Origin of the sequence: Vibrio sp. ABG19 (genome assembly GCF_029962385.1) — a bacterium.
GTDB lineage: Bacteria > Pseudomonadota > Gammaproteobacteria > Enterobacterales > Vibrionaceae > Vibrio > Vibrio ostreae.
The window spans coordinates 594,783-612,273 of the sequence record NZ_CP071708.1 but is presented as its reverse complement, the minus strand read 5'-3'; the positions used below and the strand labels follow the sequence as shown (position 1 = coordinate 612,273).

At 50.3% G+C, this 17,491-nt stretch carries 13 protein-coding genes and 1 other annotated feature; of the genes, 6 read left to right on the top strand and 7 right to left on the bottom strand.

The window, feature by feature from the left end:
* Positions 1–96 precede the first annotated feature (96 nt).
* Complete coding sequence (ettA, locus tag J0X00_RS09000) at positions 97–1,764, bottom strand: energy-dependent translational throttle protein EttA (protein WP_136486300.1); 1,668 nt, start codon at positions 1,762–1,764, stop codon at positions 97–99.
* Positions 1,765–2,127: 363 nt separating this feature from the next.
* Here ettA and sltY point away from each other — a divergent pair, with 363 nt between their 5' ends.
* Together sltY and trpR are read left to right on the top strand one after the other, a co-directional pair.
* Positions 2,128–4,074 (top strand): murein transglycosylase, encoded by a 1,947-nt coding sequence (gene sltY, locus J0X00_RS08995; RefSeq protein ID WP_282477934.1) that lies wholly within the window; start codon positions 2,128–2,130, stop codon positions 4,072–4,074.
* Positions 4,075–4,129: 55 nt separating this feature from the next.
* Complete coding sequence (trpR, locus tag J0X00_RS08990; protein WP_218562744.1) at positions 4,130–4,423, top strand: trp operon repressor; 294 nt, start codon at positions 4,130–4,132, stop codon at positions 4,421–4,423.
* A 91-nt stretch (positions 4,424–4,514) separates the two neighbouring features.
* On the opposite strand, the gene yjjX is transcribed toward trpR, so the two are convergent.
* The 5 genes from yjjX to raiA form a co-directional block, all read right to left on the bottom strand.
* Positions 4,515–5,045 carry an inosine/xanthosine triphosphatase gene (gene yjjX / locus J0X00_RS08985; RefSeq protein WP_136486306.1) on the bottom strand — a complete coding sequence of 177 codons (531 nt, stop codon included), beginning with the start codon at positions 5,043–5,045 and terminating at the stop codon, positions 4,515–4,517.
* Positions 5,017–7,362, bottom strand: a complete 2,346-nt coding sequence (locus J0X00_RS08980; RefSeq protein ID WP_282477933.1) for an EAL domain-containing protein — start codon at positions 7,360–7,362, stop codon at positions 5,017–5,019. The genes yjjX and J0X00_RS08980 overlap by 29 nt, the downstream gene beginning before the upstream one ends.
* On the bottom strand, positions 7,346–8,380 hold the full coding sequence (locus tag J0X00_RS08975; protein WP_282477932.1) for a spermidine/putrescine ABC transporter substrate-binding protein: 1,035 nt from the start codon (positions 8,378–8,380) through the stop codon (positions 7,346–7,348). The genes J0X00_RS08980 and J0X00_RS08975 overlap by 17 nt, the downstream gene beginning before the upstream one ends.
* 177 nt (positions 8,381–8,557) lie before the next feature.
* Positions 8,558–9,739, bottom strand: a complete 1,182-nt coding sequence (gene pheA, locus J0X00_RS08970) for a prephenate dehydratase (protein WP_282477931.1) — start codon at positions 9,737–9,739, stop codon at positions 8,558–8,560.
* 13 nt (positions 9,740–9,752) lie between these two features.
* Positions 9,753–9,875, bottom strand: a sequence feature (Phe leader region).
* 106 nt (positions 9,876–9,981) lie between these two features.
* Positions 9,982–10,311, bottom strand: coding sequence for a ribosome-associated translation inhibitor RaiA (raiA, locus tag J0X00_RS08965; RefSeq protein ID WP_136486314.1), 330 nt, complete (start codon positions 10,309–10,311; stop codon positions 9,982–9,984).
* A gap of 341 nt (positions 10,312–10,652) precedes the next feature.
* On the opposite strand from raiA, the gene J0X00_RS08960 reads away from it, so the two are divergent.
* The gene (locus J0X00_RS08960) at positions 10,653–11,846 is read left to right on the top strand and encodes an ISL3 family transposase (RefSeq protein ID WP_282476786.1); all 1,194 of its coding nucleotides are present in this window, start codon (positions 10,653–10,655) and stop codon (positions 11,844–11,846) included.
* 209 nt (positions 11,847–12,055) lie between these two features.
* On the opposite strand, the gene J0X00_RS08955 is transcribed toward J0X00_RS08960, so the two are convergent.
* The gene (locus J0X00_RS08955; protein WP_136486316.1) at positions 12,056–12,784 is read right to left on the bottom strand and encodes an outer membrane protein assembly factor BamD; all 729 of its coding nucleotides are present in this window, start codon (positions 12,782–12,784) and stop codon (positions 12,056–12,058) included.
* Positions 12,785–12,939: 155 nt separating this feature from the next.
* Here J0X00_RS08955 and rluD point away from each other — a divergent pair, with 155 nt between their 5' ends.
* From rluD to clpB, 3 genes are all read left to right on the top strand, one after another.
* Positions 12,940–13,914: a 23S rRNA pseudouridine(1911/1915/1917) synthase RluD gene (rluD, locus tag J0X00_RS08950; RefSeq protein ID WP_282477930.1), complete on the top strand. Its 975-nt coding sequence runs from the start codon at positions 12,940–12,942 to the stop codon at positions 13,912–13,914.
* A 2-nt stretch (positions 13,915–13,916) separates the two neighbouring features.
* Positions 13,917–14,651 carry a peptidoglycan editing factor PgeF gene (gene pgeF, locus J0X00_RS08945; RefSeq protein WP_282477929.1) on the top strand — a complete coding sequence of 245 codons (735 nt, stop codon included), beginning with the start codon at positions 13,917–13,919 and terminating at the stop codon, positions 14,649–14,651.
* Positions 14,652–14,750: 99 nt separating this feature from the next.
* Entirely contained in the window at positions 14,751–17,324 is a 2,574-nt protein-coding gene (gene clpB, locus J0X00_RS08940) for an ATP-dependent chaperone ClpB (protein ID WP_282477928.1), read from the top strand.
* Positions 17,325–17,491: the final 167 nt, after the last annotated feature.

The window sequence follows — 17,491 nt, the reverse complement described above, 5'->3', positions numbered from 1 at the left end:
TCCACTGTTTAACCGTGCTCAACACGAGTTTAACCGTGCGCAATATAATAAAAAAGGCCGCATAAAGCGGCCTTTGGCGTGAAATCTGACAGCAGATTACTTGGTGATACGTTTGTACTTGATACGGTGCGGTTCTGCCGCTTCCGGACCGAGGGTTTTCTTCAGCCAATCCATGTATTCGCTGTAGTTACCTTCGTAGTAGTTCACCTGACCTTCATCACGGTAGTCGATGATATGGGTCGCAATACGGTCGAGGAACCAGCGGTCGTGCGAGATAACCATGGCACAGCCAGGAAACTCGAGCAGTGCTTCTTCCAGGGCACGCAGGGTTTCTACGTCCAGGTCGTTGGTCGGTTCATCGAGCAGCAGTACGTTACCGCCCGCTTTAAGCAGTTTGGCCAGGTGCACACGGTTACGTTCACCACCAGACAGTTCACCAATGACTTTCTGTTGATCTGAGCCTTTGAAGTTAAAGCGTGAGCAGTAAGCGCGCGCCGGAATTTCAAAGTTATTGATCTTGATGATGTCCGCGCCTTCCGAGATCTCCTGGAATACCGTGTTGTTGTCATTCATTGAATCACGGAACTGATCCACAGAAGCCAGTTTCACAGTATCACCCATTTCTATGCTGCCTGAATCAGGTTGCTCGGTGCCGCTCAGCATCTTGAACAGGGTTGATTTACCGGCACCGTTGGCACCGATGATGCCGACGATCGCGCCTTTTGGCATATTGAATGACAAGTCATCGATCAGCACGCGGCCATCAAATGATTTGCTCAGATTCTTCACTTCGATCACTTTATCGCCTAAACGCTCACCTGGCGGAATGAACAGTTCGTTCGTTTCATTACGCTTCTGGTGATCGCCGCTTTGCAGTTCTTCAAAGCGAGCCATACGAGCTTTCGATTTTGCCTGACGGCCTTTTGGATTCTGACGAACCCATTCCAGTTCTTTCTCAATCGTCTTCTGACGAGCTTTTTCCTGCGATGCTTCTTGTTGCAGACGCGCGTCTTTTTGTTCCAGCCATGAGGTGTAGTTACCCTGCCATGGAATACCTTCACCACGGTCCAGTTCCAGAATCCAGCCAGCCGCGTTGTCCAGGAAGTAACGGTCGTGGGTAATCGCGACCACAGTGCCTGTGTAGTCCACCAGGAAACGTTCCAGCCAGGCTACAGATTCGGCATCCAGGTGGTTGGTCGGCTCGTCCAGTAGCAGCATGTCTGGTTTTTCCAGCAGCAGGCGACAGATCGCCACACGGCGGCGCTCACCACCCGATAGGTGGGCGATTTTCTGATCCCATTCCGGCAGACGCAGTGCGTTGGCTGCACGTTCCAGCGCGTTTTCCAGATTATGGCCGTCTTTCGCCTGAATCAGTGCTTCCAGCTCGCCTTGTTCTTTCGCCAGCGCATCGAAGTCTGCATCCGGTTCTGCGTACGCGGCGTACACCTCATCCAGACGCTTAAGAGCACCGGCCACATCAGAGACCGCTTCTTCAACGATTTCACGTACTGTTTTGGACTCATCCAGCACCGGTTCCTGAGGCAGATAGCCGACATTCAGACCTGGTTGTGGGCGTGCTTCACCATCGATATCAGTATCGATGCCCGCCATGATACGCAGCAGAGTCGATTTACCTGCACCGTTGAGACCCAAAACACCGATCTTGGCTCCCGGAAAGAAGCTCAGCGAGATGTCTTTAAGAATTTGACGTTTAGGTGGCACAATTTTGCTCACCCGTGACATGGTATAGACGTATTCAGCCATTGCCGATCATTCCTAAACTTTCAAACACAATAAAGCCAATATTCTATACTAAAGCAGCGCCGTTTGTTACTAGCGGCGCCTGATCTTTAACGCTGATTTTTCACGACTGTGGCCTGCGTGGCACATCGTCAGGCTGAGGTGGCGGATGACCTGTTGTGTCATCGGATGCGTTCATGTAAGGGATAACTGATGAAGCGCCCAAATAGGTTGGCAAGGATACGTAACCTGCCACACACTTTGACTCGCTGAACTGGCACTGTCGTATTATTTACATCAACTTTACATCTCGCACCTTTACAATCAGCGTTACGATCAGCGTAATGTTCATATAGAAATGACTCGTTTTTTAAAGGAATAAGAGCCATGACGCTTTGGTGTTTTTCTCGGCCGCCTCGTCTTGTGTCATCAGTGCTGGTATGCAGCACATTGATGAGCGGCGCAGCGTTCTCAAGCTCGGCAGAAACAGACGCGCAGCGTGCGCTGTATGATCAGGCCCAGCAGTGGCTGGATGACGGTAACGTGGACGCGTTTAAGCAAGTGCGTTCTAAGCTGGCTGATTATCCGCTGACGCCTTATCTTGATTACCGTAGTTTTCTGATTGATATGGGCAGCAAGCCGCCGATTGCGGTACGTGCTTTTATCGATTCCCATCAGGAATTTCCGTTCTCCGCCCGCATTAGTGCACCCTATATCAGCGCATTGGCGCGCGATAAGAAATGGGGGGCGCTGCTGCAGTTTTCTCCCAATGAACCCAACGGTGAGACTTATCGTTGTCACTATTACAACGCGAAGTTGCAAACAGGTAAGCGTGATGAAGCTTACCGCGGGGCCGAATCACTGTGGCTGAGCGGAGCCAGTGTATCTGATGCCTGCGATCCTCTGTTTGACAGCTGGGATAAACAGGGCGGTCTGAGTGATGACCTTATCCTGCAGCGCATGGTGCTGGCATTTGAAGGTCGTAACCGTTCCTTGTTGCGTTATCTGGCTAAGAAAGTCAAGGGCAAGAATGCTCAGCAAAGCGCCCAGGCGATGCTGGCGCTGTTTGATAAGCCGGACACCGTAGAGAGCTTTGCCCGTCAGTACAGCAGTGGTGAGCTGGCGCAGCGTCAGGCGGTGTTGGCGTTGGAGAAACTGGCCCGGATTGATGAGCTGAAAGCGCAACCGCTGCTGGCACCGGTTGCCAAGGCACAAAACTGGTCTGCACAACAAATCGCGCGGGTTGGTCAGTATATTGCGCGGCGTATGATGGATGTCAAACCGACGGATTTACGGCAGTGGCGCGACAACATGATTGTCGGCAGCCACAACAGCGATCTGATTGAAGCGCGTATCCGCCTGGCACTGGTTAATCTCGACTGGCAAGGCGTCGAAGATTGGATAAAGCAGTTCCCGGAGGATGAACAGCAAGCGACCCGCTGGCAGTACTGGCTGGGGCGCAGTGAAATCGCGCTCGGTAAGCAGGAGCAGGGTAACCAGCGGCTGCGTGCTATTTTAGGTCAGCGTAACTTCTACAGTGTGGCGGCGGCAAAAGCGCTGCAACAGTCGATCAAATACCCGATCTCGACCGTTGAGCTGGATACGGCACAGGTTAAGCCTTATCACACCAGTCTGGTGCGAATTCAGGAATTGATTGAACGGGATAAAATTGCGGCTGCGAAAAGTGAGTGGTACTGGCTACTGAGCAGGGTCAAGCAGCCGCAAAAAGAGATGCTGGCTGCCTATGCTGCCAGCCAGCACTGGCATCATCTGACGGTGACGGCGTCGATATCGGCGCGGATGTGGGATAATATGCAACTGCGTTTTCCGTTGGCGCATCAATGGTGGTTTGATTTCTATGCCGATAAGCACGGCCTGGACCCGATAATGCTGATGTCTCTGGCTCGTCAGGAGAGTGCAATGGACTCGGAAGCACGCTCGCCAGTGGGCGCGCGCGGTATCATGCAAATTATGCCGGCGACGGCCAGTTACACCGCGAAAAAGTATCAGATTAGCTATAACGGTGCAGACGATCTGTTTGAGGTCGGTAAAAATATCGAGATAGGCAGCCACTATCTTAACGGGTTGTTGGAGAGGTACGATAATAACCGTATTTTCGCTTTTGCGGCTTATAATGCCGGTCCGCATCGGGTCGACCGTTGGCGGGAAGAGAGTGGTGGTAAACTGGATGCGTTCGCCTTTATCGAAGCAATCCCGTTTCGTGAGACGCGCGGCTATGTGCAAAACATTCTGATGTTTGAAACTTATTACCGCGACCTGAAAGGGGTTGATGGCGCCTTTCTCAATTCACAGGAGATCGCGACAAAATATTGATTCCGTTTGAGTGTTCACTACAATAGAGTTCATGTATCACTCAACGAGTACAATCATGTCACAACAACCTGAGTACGACGACTGGTCACAATTAATGTCAGTGGTGAAAGAGGCCGCTGATAACGATCAGCATGCAATGCTGCTGACGATGTTAATGACCCCGGATGAACGTGAGTCCTTGGTCGCGCGGGTCAATATTCTGTGTGAGCTGCTCAAAGGTGAAATGTCTCAGCGTCAGGTCAGCCAGATGCTCGGAGTGGGAATTGCAACCATTACCCGTGGGTCGAACGAGCTAAAATCCCGCACCGATACAGAGCGGGATAGTTTGGCTAAGTTGATATTGAAATAACCACAACCCGGATAAACAGCGCCAGCCCCAGGCTGGCGTTTTTGTTTTTGTTACACCCCCGGCTCACTGTGAATGACGGCTATGGTCTGGCTTATATCGCCCCGGCAGGGAAATGGTCCGGATTGATAAACGGGATCAAAGCCAGAATGAGAGCCTGATGATAGACCGAACTGCGAGTCAGCTGGTGTTGGGTCAGCAAGCCAATCGCACCGCCTTGCTGTTTGATATTCTGTGTGCCGAATACCTCATCCATCACATCGCCCAGTTCATTGGCGTCAGCCAGTTTTGCCAACACCTGCGGCGGAAGCATCAAACTGGCTGAACGTGACTCACCGCGTCGCGATCCGGATTCGATAATCATCCAGGCGAAGGTCACACCGCCCTCAATCCCCGCCTCCAGGCCGACATAATAATCGCCGTCATTGACTGCCTGCCGGGCATTTCGGACCCGGTTCAGCGCGCCGAGTTTGGTTTCGGCGTCACTCATCGGTTGATCGGCGACCTCGCTGGCAACGCTGACACCGGTAAAACTGAATGCCTGGGCGGGAAACACGCTGCTGAATGCGCTTTCTACGGCACTGATCTTGGCCGGATTAAGTGAAGCAATGATCACTTTGTGCATAAAACTGATTACTCTCGTTGTATTGTTGCCAGTTACGTATCTCTATCAGCGTCATCGGCTGACCAAAAAGGTAGCCTTGCATAAAATCACACCGATATTCGGTCAGCCAGTGAAGCATTTCCACACTTTCTATCCCTTCGGCGGTCACTTCAATGCCTTGTGAGTGACACAACTCAATCAGTGGTTTAATGACTTGCTGCTTATTGCTGCTGAGCAGAGTATCCAGAAACTGGCGATCAAATTTTATTTTTTGTACCGGGTATTGTACCAGTTGTGCTATCGAGGTGTAACCTGAACCAAAATCATCAATGGTAAGGCCAAATCCCTGCTTGGACAGTTCATCCAGCAGCGGATAGCTTTGTGAATTGGCGGCAAAGGTTTCGGTAATTTCAAACTCTATCCGATACGGCTCCAGATCGTAATAACGGGCATGTTGTTCGATAAACTGAGCCAGATTTTTTGAGTCCAGCTCGGCTGAGGAGAGGTTGATCGACAGCTGTACCGGCTGGGAAAATTCCCGGCTCAGGGTGTTAAAGTCGGCGAAAGCGGACTGGATAACCCAGCGATCAATGATTCCAAACAGGCCGGTCTGCTCGGCGATGGGGATAAATTCGTCCGCAGCCACTTCGCCCAGTTGCGGAGAGAACCAGCGCAACAGAACCTCAAATCCGGCGACGTTATGCCCGGAACAGGTGAAATAGGGTTGATAGACCAGACTGAATTCCTGATCAAAATTTTGCTCTCGCAAAGCTCGTTCAATGTCATTACGCCGTTTGACGATATCATCCAGTTGCTGTGAGTAGTGAGCAATCTGATTTTTACCGGCGTTTTTGGCCTGATACATCGCGGTATCCGAGTTAAGCAGCAATTTTTCCACCCGAACGCCATCTTGCGGATAGGTGGCAATCCCGATACTGGCGGTAATCGGAAAGTGACTCAGAGGGGAGTGGTCACGGTTTTGAATCGGGTCGAGCAGACGCTGGGCAAAATCATCGGCGTAATGAGCGCCGTGAGCTGGCGCGGAGAGTAAAATCGCGAACTCATCACCCGACAGACGGGCAGCCAGGCTGGAGACCTGATAAAGTTCGAATTCCTCGCACACCAGCCGGACATGAGAGGCGAAGTTAACCAGCAGAGAATCACCCACCTGATGGCCGTATTTGTCGTTGACGTATTTAAAGTTATCCAGGTCGATATACAGCACCCAGAGGTGGTGGTTACCCGGGATATCCAGCAGGATTTGCTCGGCTTTGTGATGAAACTGGCGTCGGTTTGCCAGCTTGGTCAGATGATCGTATTCGGCCAGCGTTTTGGTTTGCTGATAAGAGCTGTCGAGCTCGGCATACATGGCATAGAAACGGGCTGACAGACGGCCGATTTCATCATCCGAGTCGCGCAGTTCAATATTCTGACGCTGTTTATTCTCTACCTCCTGCAACTGCTCATCCAGACGCAGGATCGGATTAATCATATGTTTATATAGCAGCATCAGAAGGAGGATCACCGTGATTAACGCCGATAAACCAAACGAAATCATCAGCTCTTTCTGAATGCTGTTGAGGTGCTGGCGCAGCAGCAGCGGGGCCGGGTCGAGAATGGCGTACATATCTGGTTGCAGTTCGACACTCTGGGTCAGTTGCTGCGGATTTTGCGGTGGCTGGGGCTGGAAAAACAACGGGCTTTGGTTATCAAACTCGATTTGTCTGCGCAGCGCGTTGAATTTATCAAGCGTGACGTATACCACCACAAAAAAGATTTCATCGCGGTTGTAACTTAGCGGGGTCTGCAGGGTTTGGGTATCTAATACATCATAACGGACCAGGACGCCTTCACCGGCAGAGTTTTCGGTGTAGCTGACATTGGAAGTGTTATGGCTCTGCTTAAATTGCTGCTCGACAAAGTTTTTGACTTTGGGGTCAAAGCGCGCGAAAGGATCATTACTGTTCTCGGCATAATAGAGCTCATTGTGCTGTTCATCCAAAATAGACAGCGCGACAAAATCGACATCGCTGGGCTGGAGAATATCGATGGTCTGATTGAGATTATCCACCAGTTCCAGTTCACGATAGGGATTGCTTTCATGCTCAAAGTAATGCCGGAGAATGTCGCTCTTGGCTAACGTAAACGAGTAGCTGTTGAGCAGGGCACGCGTCTGTTTGAAATGGCTGGCCAGCTTTTCCATATTGAGCTGCAAATAACTGTCAGTACGTTTAAGCAGAGCATCTTTCTGGCTACTGTAGATGATGTAGCTTGATGCGGCGGCACTGAGCAGGATAACGGGTGCAATCAGCAGCAGGATTCTATGGTTTAGCTTCATGAAGGTCGATTACATTATTGATGATTTTTGCTCTGACGCTGAGATTTCGCGGTGAGAGCTCATGGTCGATGATGGCTTGGTCCAGTTGTGCATCGGACAAATAAAGGCTGCTGTCATGAACATCTTGCTGCGGCAAAAGTGCCATCGCGGCGCGGTTCGGGGTGGCACTCTGCATATCCTGAGCATTCATTGCTGCGATATCGGGGCGCATCAAAAACTCAAGAAACGCACGCGCCTCGGCTTTTTGCTGCGAATTGCTGTTGATAGCCAGACAGTCAATCCAGATATAAGGCTTGCCTTGCGGCAGAGTAAAGGCCCAGTCGTCATTATTGAAAAAACGATTCAGTGCGTAATGGTCACCGCTGTAGGCCAGTGCCATAAATAAGTCGTCGTTTTGAGTATGACTGCGCACATAGCTTAATGCGTATTCATAGGTCAACACCTTTGGGGTCGCGGCTTCCATGACCTGATAGGCTTCTTTCAACTCTGGCAGGGAATCGGTGATCGGTGAGTAAGCGAGGCTGTACAGTGCAGGTAAAAGAGTCTCGACACTGTCGTAAATCAGTCCGACATGCCCCTTTAACTCATCACTGATATTGACCAACTGGGACCAATGCGTTGGTGGCGCCGCAACTTTACTTTTACGATAAGCGATACCGACATAGCCCCAGAAGTAGGGGATAGCATGGGTACCACAGGCCTGATTCCAGCGCGGGAAGTTATTGTCTCGCCCCGATAGTTCAGAGAGATCTTCAAACTCATTCTGGCGCGAAAAGATATGGGCAGAGACATTGTCGAGAATAACGACATCAAATGGCAACTGGACGCTGTTGAGCATCAGCAGGCTACGCTCATCATCGTTGTCAAAATGATAAAGGTGCAGAGGTGTATCGTGAGTCTGATTCCAGGCGTCGATGACCCGTGGTGACAGGGTGTCTTCCCACAGATAGATATTGAGCTCTTGTCCCATTACTGGCATGGAGAGCCCGAGTAAAGCAAAAAGGAGCGTTTTGGTCATCCGTATTTGAGCGAGTCCGGCAGTCACCGGGCATCTGTCCTTGTGTTGGTCCTTACTCACATGCCTGGTAGTATGAAACCGCCAGTAGTGCATCCATTGTCACTAATCAAAATAGCGTGCTTATTATAGGGACAGAATATGCAACTACCAGCGTTTACAGTGAAATATATGATTCAGTTATCGTTCAGCTAGCTTTACCTGGGTCGGTTTAACATTTTCCGTTGGATAACAACCTAATACCTTGAGGTGTTTGGTTAAGCGGGTCAGTTCAAGCAGCGCTTTTTGCATGCTCTCGGAATCGAGATGGGCTTCCAGATCGACATAGAACATCTCTTCCCACGGATTGCCCATAATCGGACGTGATTCCAGCTTGGTCATATTGATACCGTAACGCTGCAGTACCAGCAGGGTAGAGACCAGCGATCCCGCTTCCTGTGAGGTTGACATAATCAGCGTGGTTTTGGCCGGGATCTGCGCCGACACTTCAACCGGTTTGCGCGCCACGATAATAAAACGGGTATGGTTTTCGGTCTGGTTGGCAATATTGCCCTGGATAGGTTGCAGGCCATACAGTTTACCACTCGACGCATTGCCGATAGCGGCGACATCATTGCGGCCCAGTTCCTGAACTTTTTTCATTGCATCGGCGGTGCTGGCACAGGTTTCCAGTTTTACCCCGTTAAGGCGGCTGATAAATTCGCTGCATTGCTGGTGCGGCTGCGGATGAGAGTACAGGACCTGGATATCTTCCAGGCGGATATCCTGGGTTGCCACCAGGCAGTGTTCAATCGGCTGGGTAATCTCACCCACAATATATAGCGTGGTGTGCTGCAACAAATCGTACACTTCATTGATCGAGCCAGAACTGGTGTTTTCGATCGGCAGCACGCCGTAGTCGGCATGGCCGGATTCAACCGTGGTCGTGATCTCTTTGAACTGTTCACAGTTTAATTCAATCAGTTCGGTATTTTTACGGCTGAAATATTCCCGAGTGGCAAGGTGGGAATACGAGCCTTTTGAACCCAGAAAAGCGACTCGTGCCAAAGGTTTACGGCTTTGCGGATTGGCCAGGTTTTGCAGGTAAGTTTGCTGCAGCAGCACAGAGTCTTCGATGATGGTATGGAAAATTTTGGTAATGTAGGGGGCATCGAGCTGATATTTGTCTTTGCCTGCATGGATCAGTTTGACAAGCAGTTGCTGCTCTCGTGCGGCATCACGTACCGGCTTAGATGTTTCAACTTTACTTTTCGCTACTTCGATACTGAGGCTGCGACGCTCAGAAAGCAGGCTGAGAAGTTGATCATCGAGTTCATTGAGGCGCAGTCGAATCTCTTCGAGTGAATACTGTCTGTCTGTCATACTTATTGTCCTTATAAAAAAAGCCCCCCGTATGGGAGGCTTTCTGTTCGTTTTTGACTTATCTTTCGCGAACGAGCGTGCCTCCAACTAGTTTTGGAGAAAAAAGAAGTCAAAAAAGAACAGTGAGTGCAGAGTCATGTTTGTCCGTACAAAGGGGTGAAGAGAACACACAATAAGCAAGCGGGCTGGGAGCGTCAAGCAAAAAAATAGCGCCCGCAGGCGCTATCTCTAAAACCGTTTCCTTATTCTTCCACTTCTTCTTCCAACTCCGGTTTGTCAGTACGACGAGCTTCCGGCTTATGACGCAGTTTATTCAGTTGACGTTCGAGTTTTTGTTCTACCTCGTTGATGGCTGCGTAAAGATCTTCATGGACTGCTGAGGCGTTGATTTGTCCTTTTGGAATGCTGATGGTTGCCTCAAACTTTTTCTGTTTGTTAGGTTCTTCGCTAAAGCTAGCCTGGCAGCCGATGATGTCTACTTGCCATTTTTCCAGCTTTTTGAATTTACTCTCAATGTGCGCACGGATTGCAGAGGTGATTTCAATGTTTTTACCAGTGATATTCATTTGCATAGTGACTTTTCCTCTGTTGCATCCCTTATGGGTTGAGTTCAGATTGCCGTTTTCATATCAAAAAAAATGTGATCAATATCACTTTTGTGCCTGGTGTTTCTGCGAGTGAAAACAAACGTGATCTTAAGCAAAGAGTACCATCATGAGGGAGGAAAAAAGCTTGAGATTCACAATGAACGGGCTACAGTGGGGAGTGTTGTTACTAAAAAATCTCTGCTTTTTAGTGGCTTGCTTCGGCCTGAAAAAAGGTTCATCGCGGATTAGCGGGAACTTAAAACAAAAACGGTAGTAAGTGATAAGGTTACATCGCCAAACACAACCTTACACAAACTACCGTTTTCATGCCGAATCATACTTTCCTATCATCGTTCTGGGAAGGCTTTCATGTCGTAAAGTCTGTACAAACGTCTTCTCTCATCACGATTACTCTCCAACCCAGCACAACTGCTCGATGTTCATGTGGGCAACATGTTCAAGCCATACATGATTATCAGTGGCGCACGATTAAGGAAGCGATGATTCTCGGCGTACCCGTCGAGCTATCCCTACAAACAAGGCGTATCAAGTGCCCTGACTGCGGTATCAAAACCGAATCTATTTCTTGGCTTGAACCTTTTGCTCGCCTGACTAACCGCTTAAGAAGTTACATTGAGCAGTTGTTGCCTCTTCTTCCTATCAAACATATTGCCCAGATGACGGGGGTTCATTGGCATACGATTAAGGCGATAGATAAGCGTCGGCTGCAACATGTGGTGCCAGAGGTTAACTGGGCAGAGCTGAGACAACTGGTCATGGATGAGTTTGCTCTCTTCAAGGGACATCGTTATGCCACTGTTATCGCGGATGCTAAGACGCATCAAGTGCTTTGGATAGGCGTCGGACGCAGCCGAAAAGATATCCGTCCCTTCTTTGAATTACTCGGTGAGCATAGCCAGAACATAGAAGCGGTTGCAATGGATATGAATACGGCTTTCGACTTTGAAGTGCAGCAACATTGTCCTAACGCCCGCATTGTGTACGACTTATTCCACGTGGTCGCCAAATTTGGCCGGGAAGTGATGGATAGAGTCAGAGTTGACCAAGCTAATCAACTCAAACAGGACAAGAAAACGCGCCAATGGGTGAAACGTTCACGCTGGGTTCTCCTCAAAAACAGAGCTAATTTAGACGGTAAGCAGGAGAGCTATCTGAGTGAGATACTGAGCATGAACAAGGACTTAATGGTGACGTATTTACTTGGCTCTCAGCTTAAAGAGTTATGGAGGTGTCAGTCGGAAAGAGAAGCGGAAGACTTATGGGACGTATGGTGGGAGCAAGTTCAAGAAAGCGGGATCAAGCCGCTTATGGACTTCGCGAGAAAGCTCAAACCGTATCTTCATGGCATCGTTGCTTCTGCAAGCTACCCACTCAATACCTGTACGCTCGAAGGGATAAACAACAAGATAAAGTTAATCAAACGAATGGGCTACGGTTACCGAGATATCGATTACTTTTTTTTAAAGATAAAAGCGGCTTTCCCCGGAAAGCCGCGATGAACCTGAAAAAACTCGGTGCTTAATTTGTGTACACCACCTCTGGTGAGGTGGTTCACCTTGCGCCTTGCTAACCTGATTCCGAATGCCGTTACAGCGGATAATTTCTGACCTTCTTTTCTTATCTCGTCATCTAGCTGAATCAAAAAAGCCACTTCCGAAGAAGTGGCTTTCAGTCATTACAAGCCGATAAGCATAAGGCTATCGGCTGCTCACTGCTCCGGGTTGAGTTGCATCAACTGGCGGGTACGCTCAACCGAGTCTTTCAGGCCCAGTTGTTGATAGGCTTCCAGTTGAATCTCCAGCGACTTGCGCGCGGCTTCGGTATCCGGATAAGTTTTTTGCAGCTCTTGAGTACGATTAATGGCGGCAATCCAGGCTTCGCGGCGCAGATAGAAATCCGCGGTCGCCAGGTCGTAATCCGCCAGGCGGTTTTTCAGTGCAAACATGCGGCGCTGGGCATCTTCTGCGTAGGGGCTGGCCGGGTAGCGTTGCAGCAGCTTTTTGAAGTCGGCAAATGCGGCTTTTACCGGTTCCGGATCGCGGTCACTGCGATCAACATTAAACAGGTCATGCATAAAGTTGCGATCCTGAGCCATATGGGTCAGGCCACGCATGTAAAGTACCCAATCCATTTTTTCATGGGTCGGGTTTAAGCGGATAAAGCGTTCAATGGTCGCCAGACCTAACGCCAGATCGTCGTTCTTATAGTAGGCGTAAATCAGATCCAGTTGTACTTGCTCGGAGTACGCCCCGAACGGGTAGCGTGAATCCAGCGCTTCAAGCTTTTCAATCGCTGTCATCCAATTGCCGCCCTGCAGTGAAGTTTGTGCTTCAGTGTACAGCTGAGCGGGGGGGACATCCGGCACTACTTCTTTAGTGCTCGAACAGCCGGCCAGAAGAGATAACGCGAGTAAGCCTGATAAAGTTTGGTATTTCATGTCAGGAGTGAGTTCCTTGCAATTAAAGCTTATACACTTGGAGCATCGGCGCTCCGCAAAACGGTTCGTTACTTTCTTGGCAGTAACAGATACAATGGCGTCATATTTTTCCATACTAGTGACTATTAGTCTCACGGTTTTTAAAAAAGTTCGATATGGCTCAGCAGATTGAATTAACTCAAACAGTAAAAGATAGCCAGCTAGGTCAGCGTTTAGACCAGGCTGTGGCTGAATTATTCACCGATTTTTCCCGTTCGCGCCTCAAAGAGTGGTTGCTGGAAGGGAAAGTAACCGTTGACGGCAGTGTGGTGACTAAACCACGGACTAAAGTCATGGGTGGTGAAGAGATAACAGTTCAGGCAGAACTGGAAGATGAACAGCGCTGGGAAGCTCAGGATATTCCGCTCGATATCGTCTACGAAGATGACGACATTATCGTTATCAACAAACCGCGTGATTTTGTAGTCCACCCGGGGGCGGGAACGCCGGACGGTACTGTGCTGAACGCTTTACTGTTCCATTATCCGGCTATCGCGGAAGTACCGCGTGCCGGTATTGTGCATCGTCTGGATAAAGACACTACCGGTCTGATGGTGGTCGCGAAAACCGTTCCGGCCCAGACGCGTCTGGTACGCGAACTGCAAAAGCGGAACATCACCCGGGAATACGAGGCGATCGCGATCGGTAAAATGACCGCTGGTGGCATGATTGATAAGCCGATTGGCCGTCATTCCACCAAACGTACTCTGATGGCAGTCAGCCCACTGGGTAAACCGGCTGTGACTCACTACCGGGTTGCGGAGCATTTCCGTGAACACACCCGTATCCGTCTGCGTCTGGAAACTGGCCGTACTCACCAGATTCGTGTCCACATGTCTTACCTGCAGCATCCGCTGCTGGGCGACAGTGCATACGGTGGCCGCGCGCGTATCCCCAAAGGCGCCACCGAAGAACTGACCGCAATGATTCGTGGTTTTGACCGTCAGGCGCTGCATGCTGTCATGCTGCGTTTTGCACACCCGATTACAGGTGAAGAGCTGGAATTCCATGCTCCGGTACCGGATGATATGGTGGCGATGAGCGAAGCACTGCGTGAAGATGCCAAACTAAACCACTCGGAAGAGTATTAAGTATGAGCTGGATTATCCCTAACTGGCCGGCACCGACAAAGGTGCGAGCTCTGTCTTCAACCCGGACTGGCGGAGTTTCACCTGCGCCATATGCCGGATTGAATCTTGGTATGCATGTTGGGGATGATCCACTATTAGTACAGCGTAACCGCGACTGGCTGCAGCAGCAGTCAGGTATGCCGGTTGCGCCACTTTGGCTTAATCAGACTCATTCCACCCGGGTGATACAAGTCAGTGAGCCAACCAAGCAGGTACTGGACGCCGACGGAGTTTGGACTGACAGCACCAATGTGGTGTGCAGTGCCATGACCGCCGATTGTCTGCCTGTGCTCATCACCAACACTCAGGGCTCTCAGGTAGCGGCTGTGCATGCCGGCTGGCGCGGATTAGCCGGTGGCATTATCGAAAATGCACTGGTCAATTTTGCCGGTCAGGACGTCCTGTTGTGGCTGGGGCCGGCCATCGGTCCGCAGGCATTTGAAGTCGGAGAGGATGTGGTGACGGCATTTTGCGCTGTACACCCCGAGGCCGCGCAGGCTTTCATACCTGGTCGTCAAACCGGCAAGTGGTGGGCTGACATAAATCAACTGGTGCGACTGCGTCTGAAGCGTCTGGGTATTGATGCCATATTCGACAACGGGCTGTGCACCTATCAGGATGCAGAGCGTTTTTATTCCTACCGTCGTGATGGTGTGACCGGCCGTCAGGCCACGTTTATCTGGATTGGTGAAAATTAAACCTGATAAAGTTAGTGGTCTTGCCTTGAAAATTCCCTCTTACGTAACCATCTTTCTAAACGTTAATAGTTTATCTCAGACGAGGTTAGGAAGGTTGTTATGCGTCTTGATAGGTTTACCAGCAAATTCCAAATAGCGATTTCTGACGCTCAGTCACTGGCACTTGGGCGGGATCATCAGTATATCGAACCTGTACACCTAATGGTGGCACTCCTGGATCAAAATGGCAGTCCGATTCGTCCATTGCTGACGATGTTGGATGTCGATGCCATGCAACTGCGCTCTAAATTAGGTGAAATGCTTGATCGTGTTCCGAAAGTCAGCGGTATCGGCGGAGATGTTCAGCTCTCAAGTGGCTTGGGCAATCTGTTTAACCTGTGCGATAAAGTGGCGCAAAAGCGTCAGGATGCCTACATCTCCTCTGAAATTTACCTGTTGGCAGCGTTGCAGGATCATGGCCCGCTCGGCAAGTTACTTAAAGAGTTTGGTTTGACCGAGAAAAAGGTTACCGATGCGATAGAGAAAATTCGTGGCGGTCAGAAGGTCAATGATCAGAATGCAGAAGAACTGCGCCAGGCGCTGGAAAAATACACCATCGATCTCACCGAGCGTGCCGAGCAGGGCAAGCTTGACCCTGTGATTGGCCGTGATGACGAAATCCGCCGCACCATTCAGGTACTGCAGCGCCGAACCAAGAACAATCCGGTACTGATCGGTGAACCCGGGGTTGGTAAAACGGCTATTGTCGAAGGTTTGGCCCAGCGCATCATCAATAATGAGGTGCCGGAAGGGCTGCGCGGTCGTCGTGTGCTATCGCTCGATATGGGCGCGCTGGTGGCGGGTGCTAAATATCGCGGTGAATTTGAAGAACGCCTGAAATCGGTTCTGAATGAGTTGGCCAAAGAAGAGGGCAACGTCATTCTGTTTATTGACGAGCTGCATACCATGGTGGGAGCCGGTAAAGGTGAAGGCTCGATGGATGCCGGTAATATGCTCAAGCCGGCATTAGCTCGTGGTGAGCTGCATTGTGTCGGTGCCACTACGCTGGATGAATACCGTCAATATATCGAAAAAGATCCGGCGTTGGAACGTCGCTTCCAGAAAGTGCTGGTCGATGAGCCGAGTGTGGAAGATACCGTGGCGATTCTGCGTGGATTGAAAGAGCGTTACGAGCTGCATCACCATGTGGAAATTACCGACCCGGCGATAGTGGCGGCGGCCAGTTTATCCCACCGTTACGTCTCGGACCGTCAGTTGCCGGATAAAGCGATTGACCTGATCGATGAAGCCGCATCCAGCATCCGGATGCAAATTGACTCCAAGCCAGAAGCTTTGGATAAGCTGGAGCGTAAAATTATCCAGCTTAAAATTGAGCAGCAGGCACTGAGCAACGAGCACGATGATGCCAGTGAAAAACGTCTCAATATTCTCAACGACGAGCTTGAGGAAAAAGAGCGGGATTACGCTGAGCTGGAAGAAGTGTGGAATGCGGAAAAAGCAGCCTTGTCTGGTACCCAGCATATTAAAAGTGAACTGGAGCAGGCTCGTCTTGATCTGGAAGTCGCTCGCCGCGCTGGTGATTTGAGCCGTATGTCGGAGTTGCAATATGGCCGTATCCCTGAACTGGAGAAACAGCTTGATCTGGCAGCCCAGGCTGAAATGCAGGAGATGACTCTGCTGCGCAACAAAGTGACCGATGCCGAAATCGCCGAAGTGCTCTCGAAGCAGACCGGTATTCCGGTGGCGAAAATGCTTGAAGCAGAAAAAGAGAAACTGCTGCGCATGGAAGAGGTATTGCATCAGCGTGTCATCGGTCAGGCTGAAGCGGTCGAAGTGGTCGCAAATGCGATTCGTCGTAGCCGTGCGGGACTGTCGGATCCAAATCGTCCAATTGGTTCGTTCCTGTTTTTAGGTCCAACCGGTGTGGGTAAAACCGAGCTGTGTAAAACCCTCGCCAACTTCATGTTCGACAGTGAAGACGCCATGGTGCGGATTGATATGTCGGAGTTCATGGAGAAACACTCTGTGGCTCGTCTGGTGGGGGCACCTCCAGGTTATGTCGGCTATGAAGAGGGCGGCTATCTGACTGAAGCAGTACGCCGCAAACCTTATTCCGTCATTTTGCTGGATGAAGTCGAAAAGGCTCATCCGGATGTGTTCAACATTCTGTTGCAGGTTTTGGACGACGGACGTCTGACTGATGGTCAGGGACGTACGGTTGATTTCCGCAATACAGTGGTGATTATGACTTCGAACCTGGGTTCGTCACGGATTCAGGAAAACTTTGCTCAGCTCGACTACCAGGGCATTAAAGAGCAGGTGATGGAAGTGGTCAGTCATCATTTCCGTCCTGAGTTCCTAAACCGGGTGGATGAGAGCGTGGTGTTCCATCCTCTGGGACGGGATCAGATTAAGTCGATTGCTTCTATTCAGATTGAGCGTCTGCGTAAACGCTTAGTGGAACGAGACTACGAGCTTATAGTCAGCGATGAAGCTTTGGATATGGTTGCTCAGGTCGGTTTCGATCCTGTATATGGTGCGCGGCCACTTAAACGCGCTATCCAGCAGAACGTCGAAAACCCGTTGGCGAAATCAATCCTGGCCGGAGAGTTTCTTCCCGGAACGCCGATCAAGCTGGAAATCAAAGATGGTCGTATAAGTGCCAGTCAGTAAAACAGTAAAAGCCATGCCCAGCATGGCTTTTGTTTTTTTGTTCCTCTGTGTGATCCGAAAGCCAGGCCTGATAGCGTTGAAAAAGTGGCTTTTTTAGATGTCCGGGGCAGGATTTGTTGGTTTAAGAATCAATGTGGTGCTTATTTGTCCGCTTGGTTGCAAAAGGT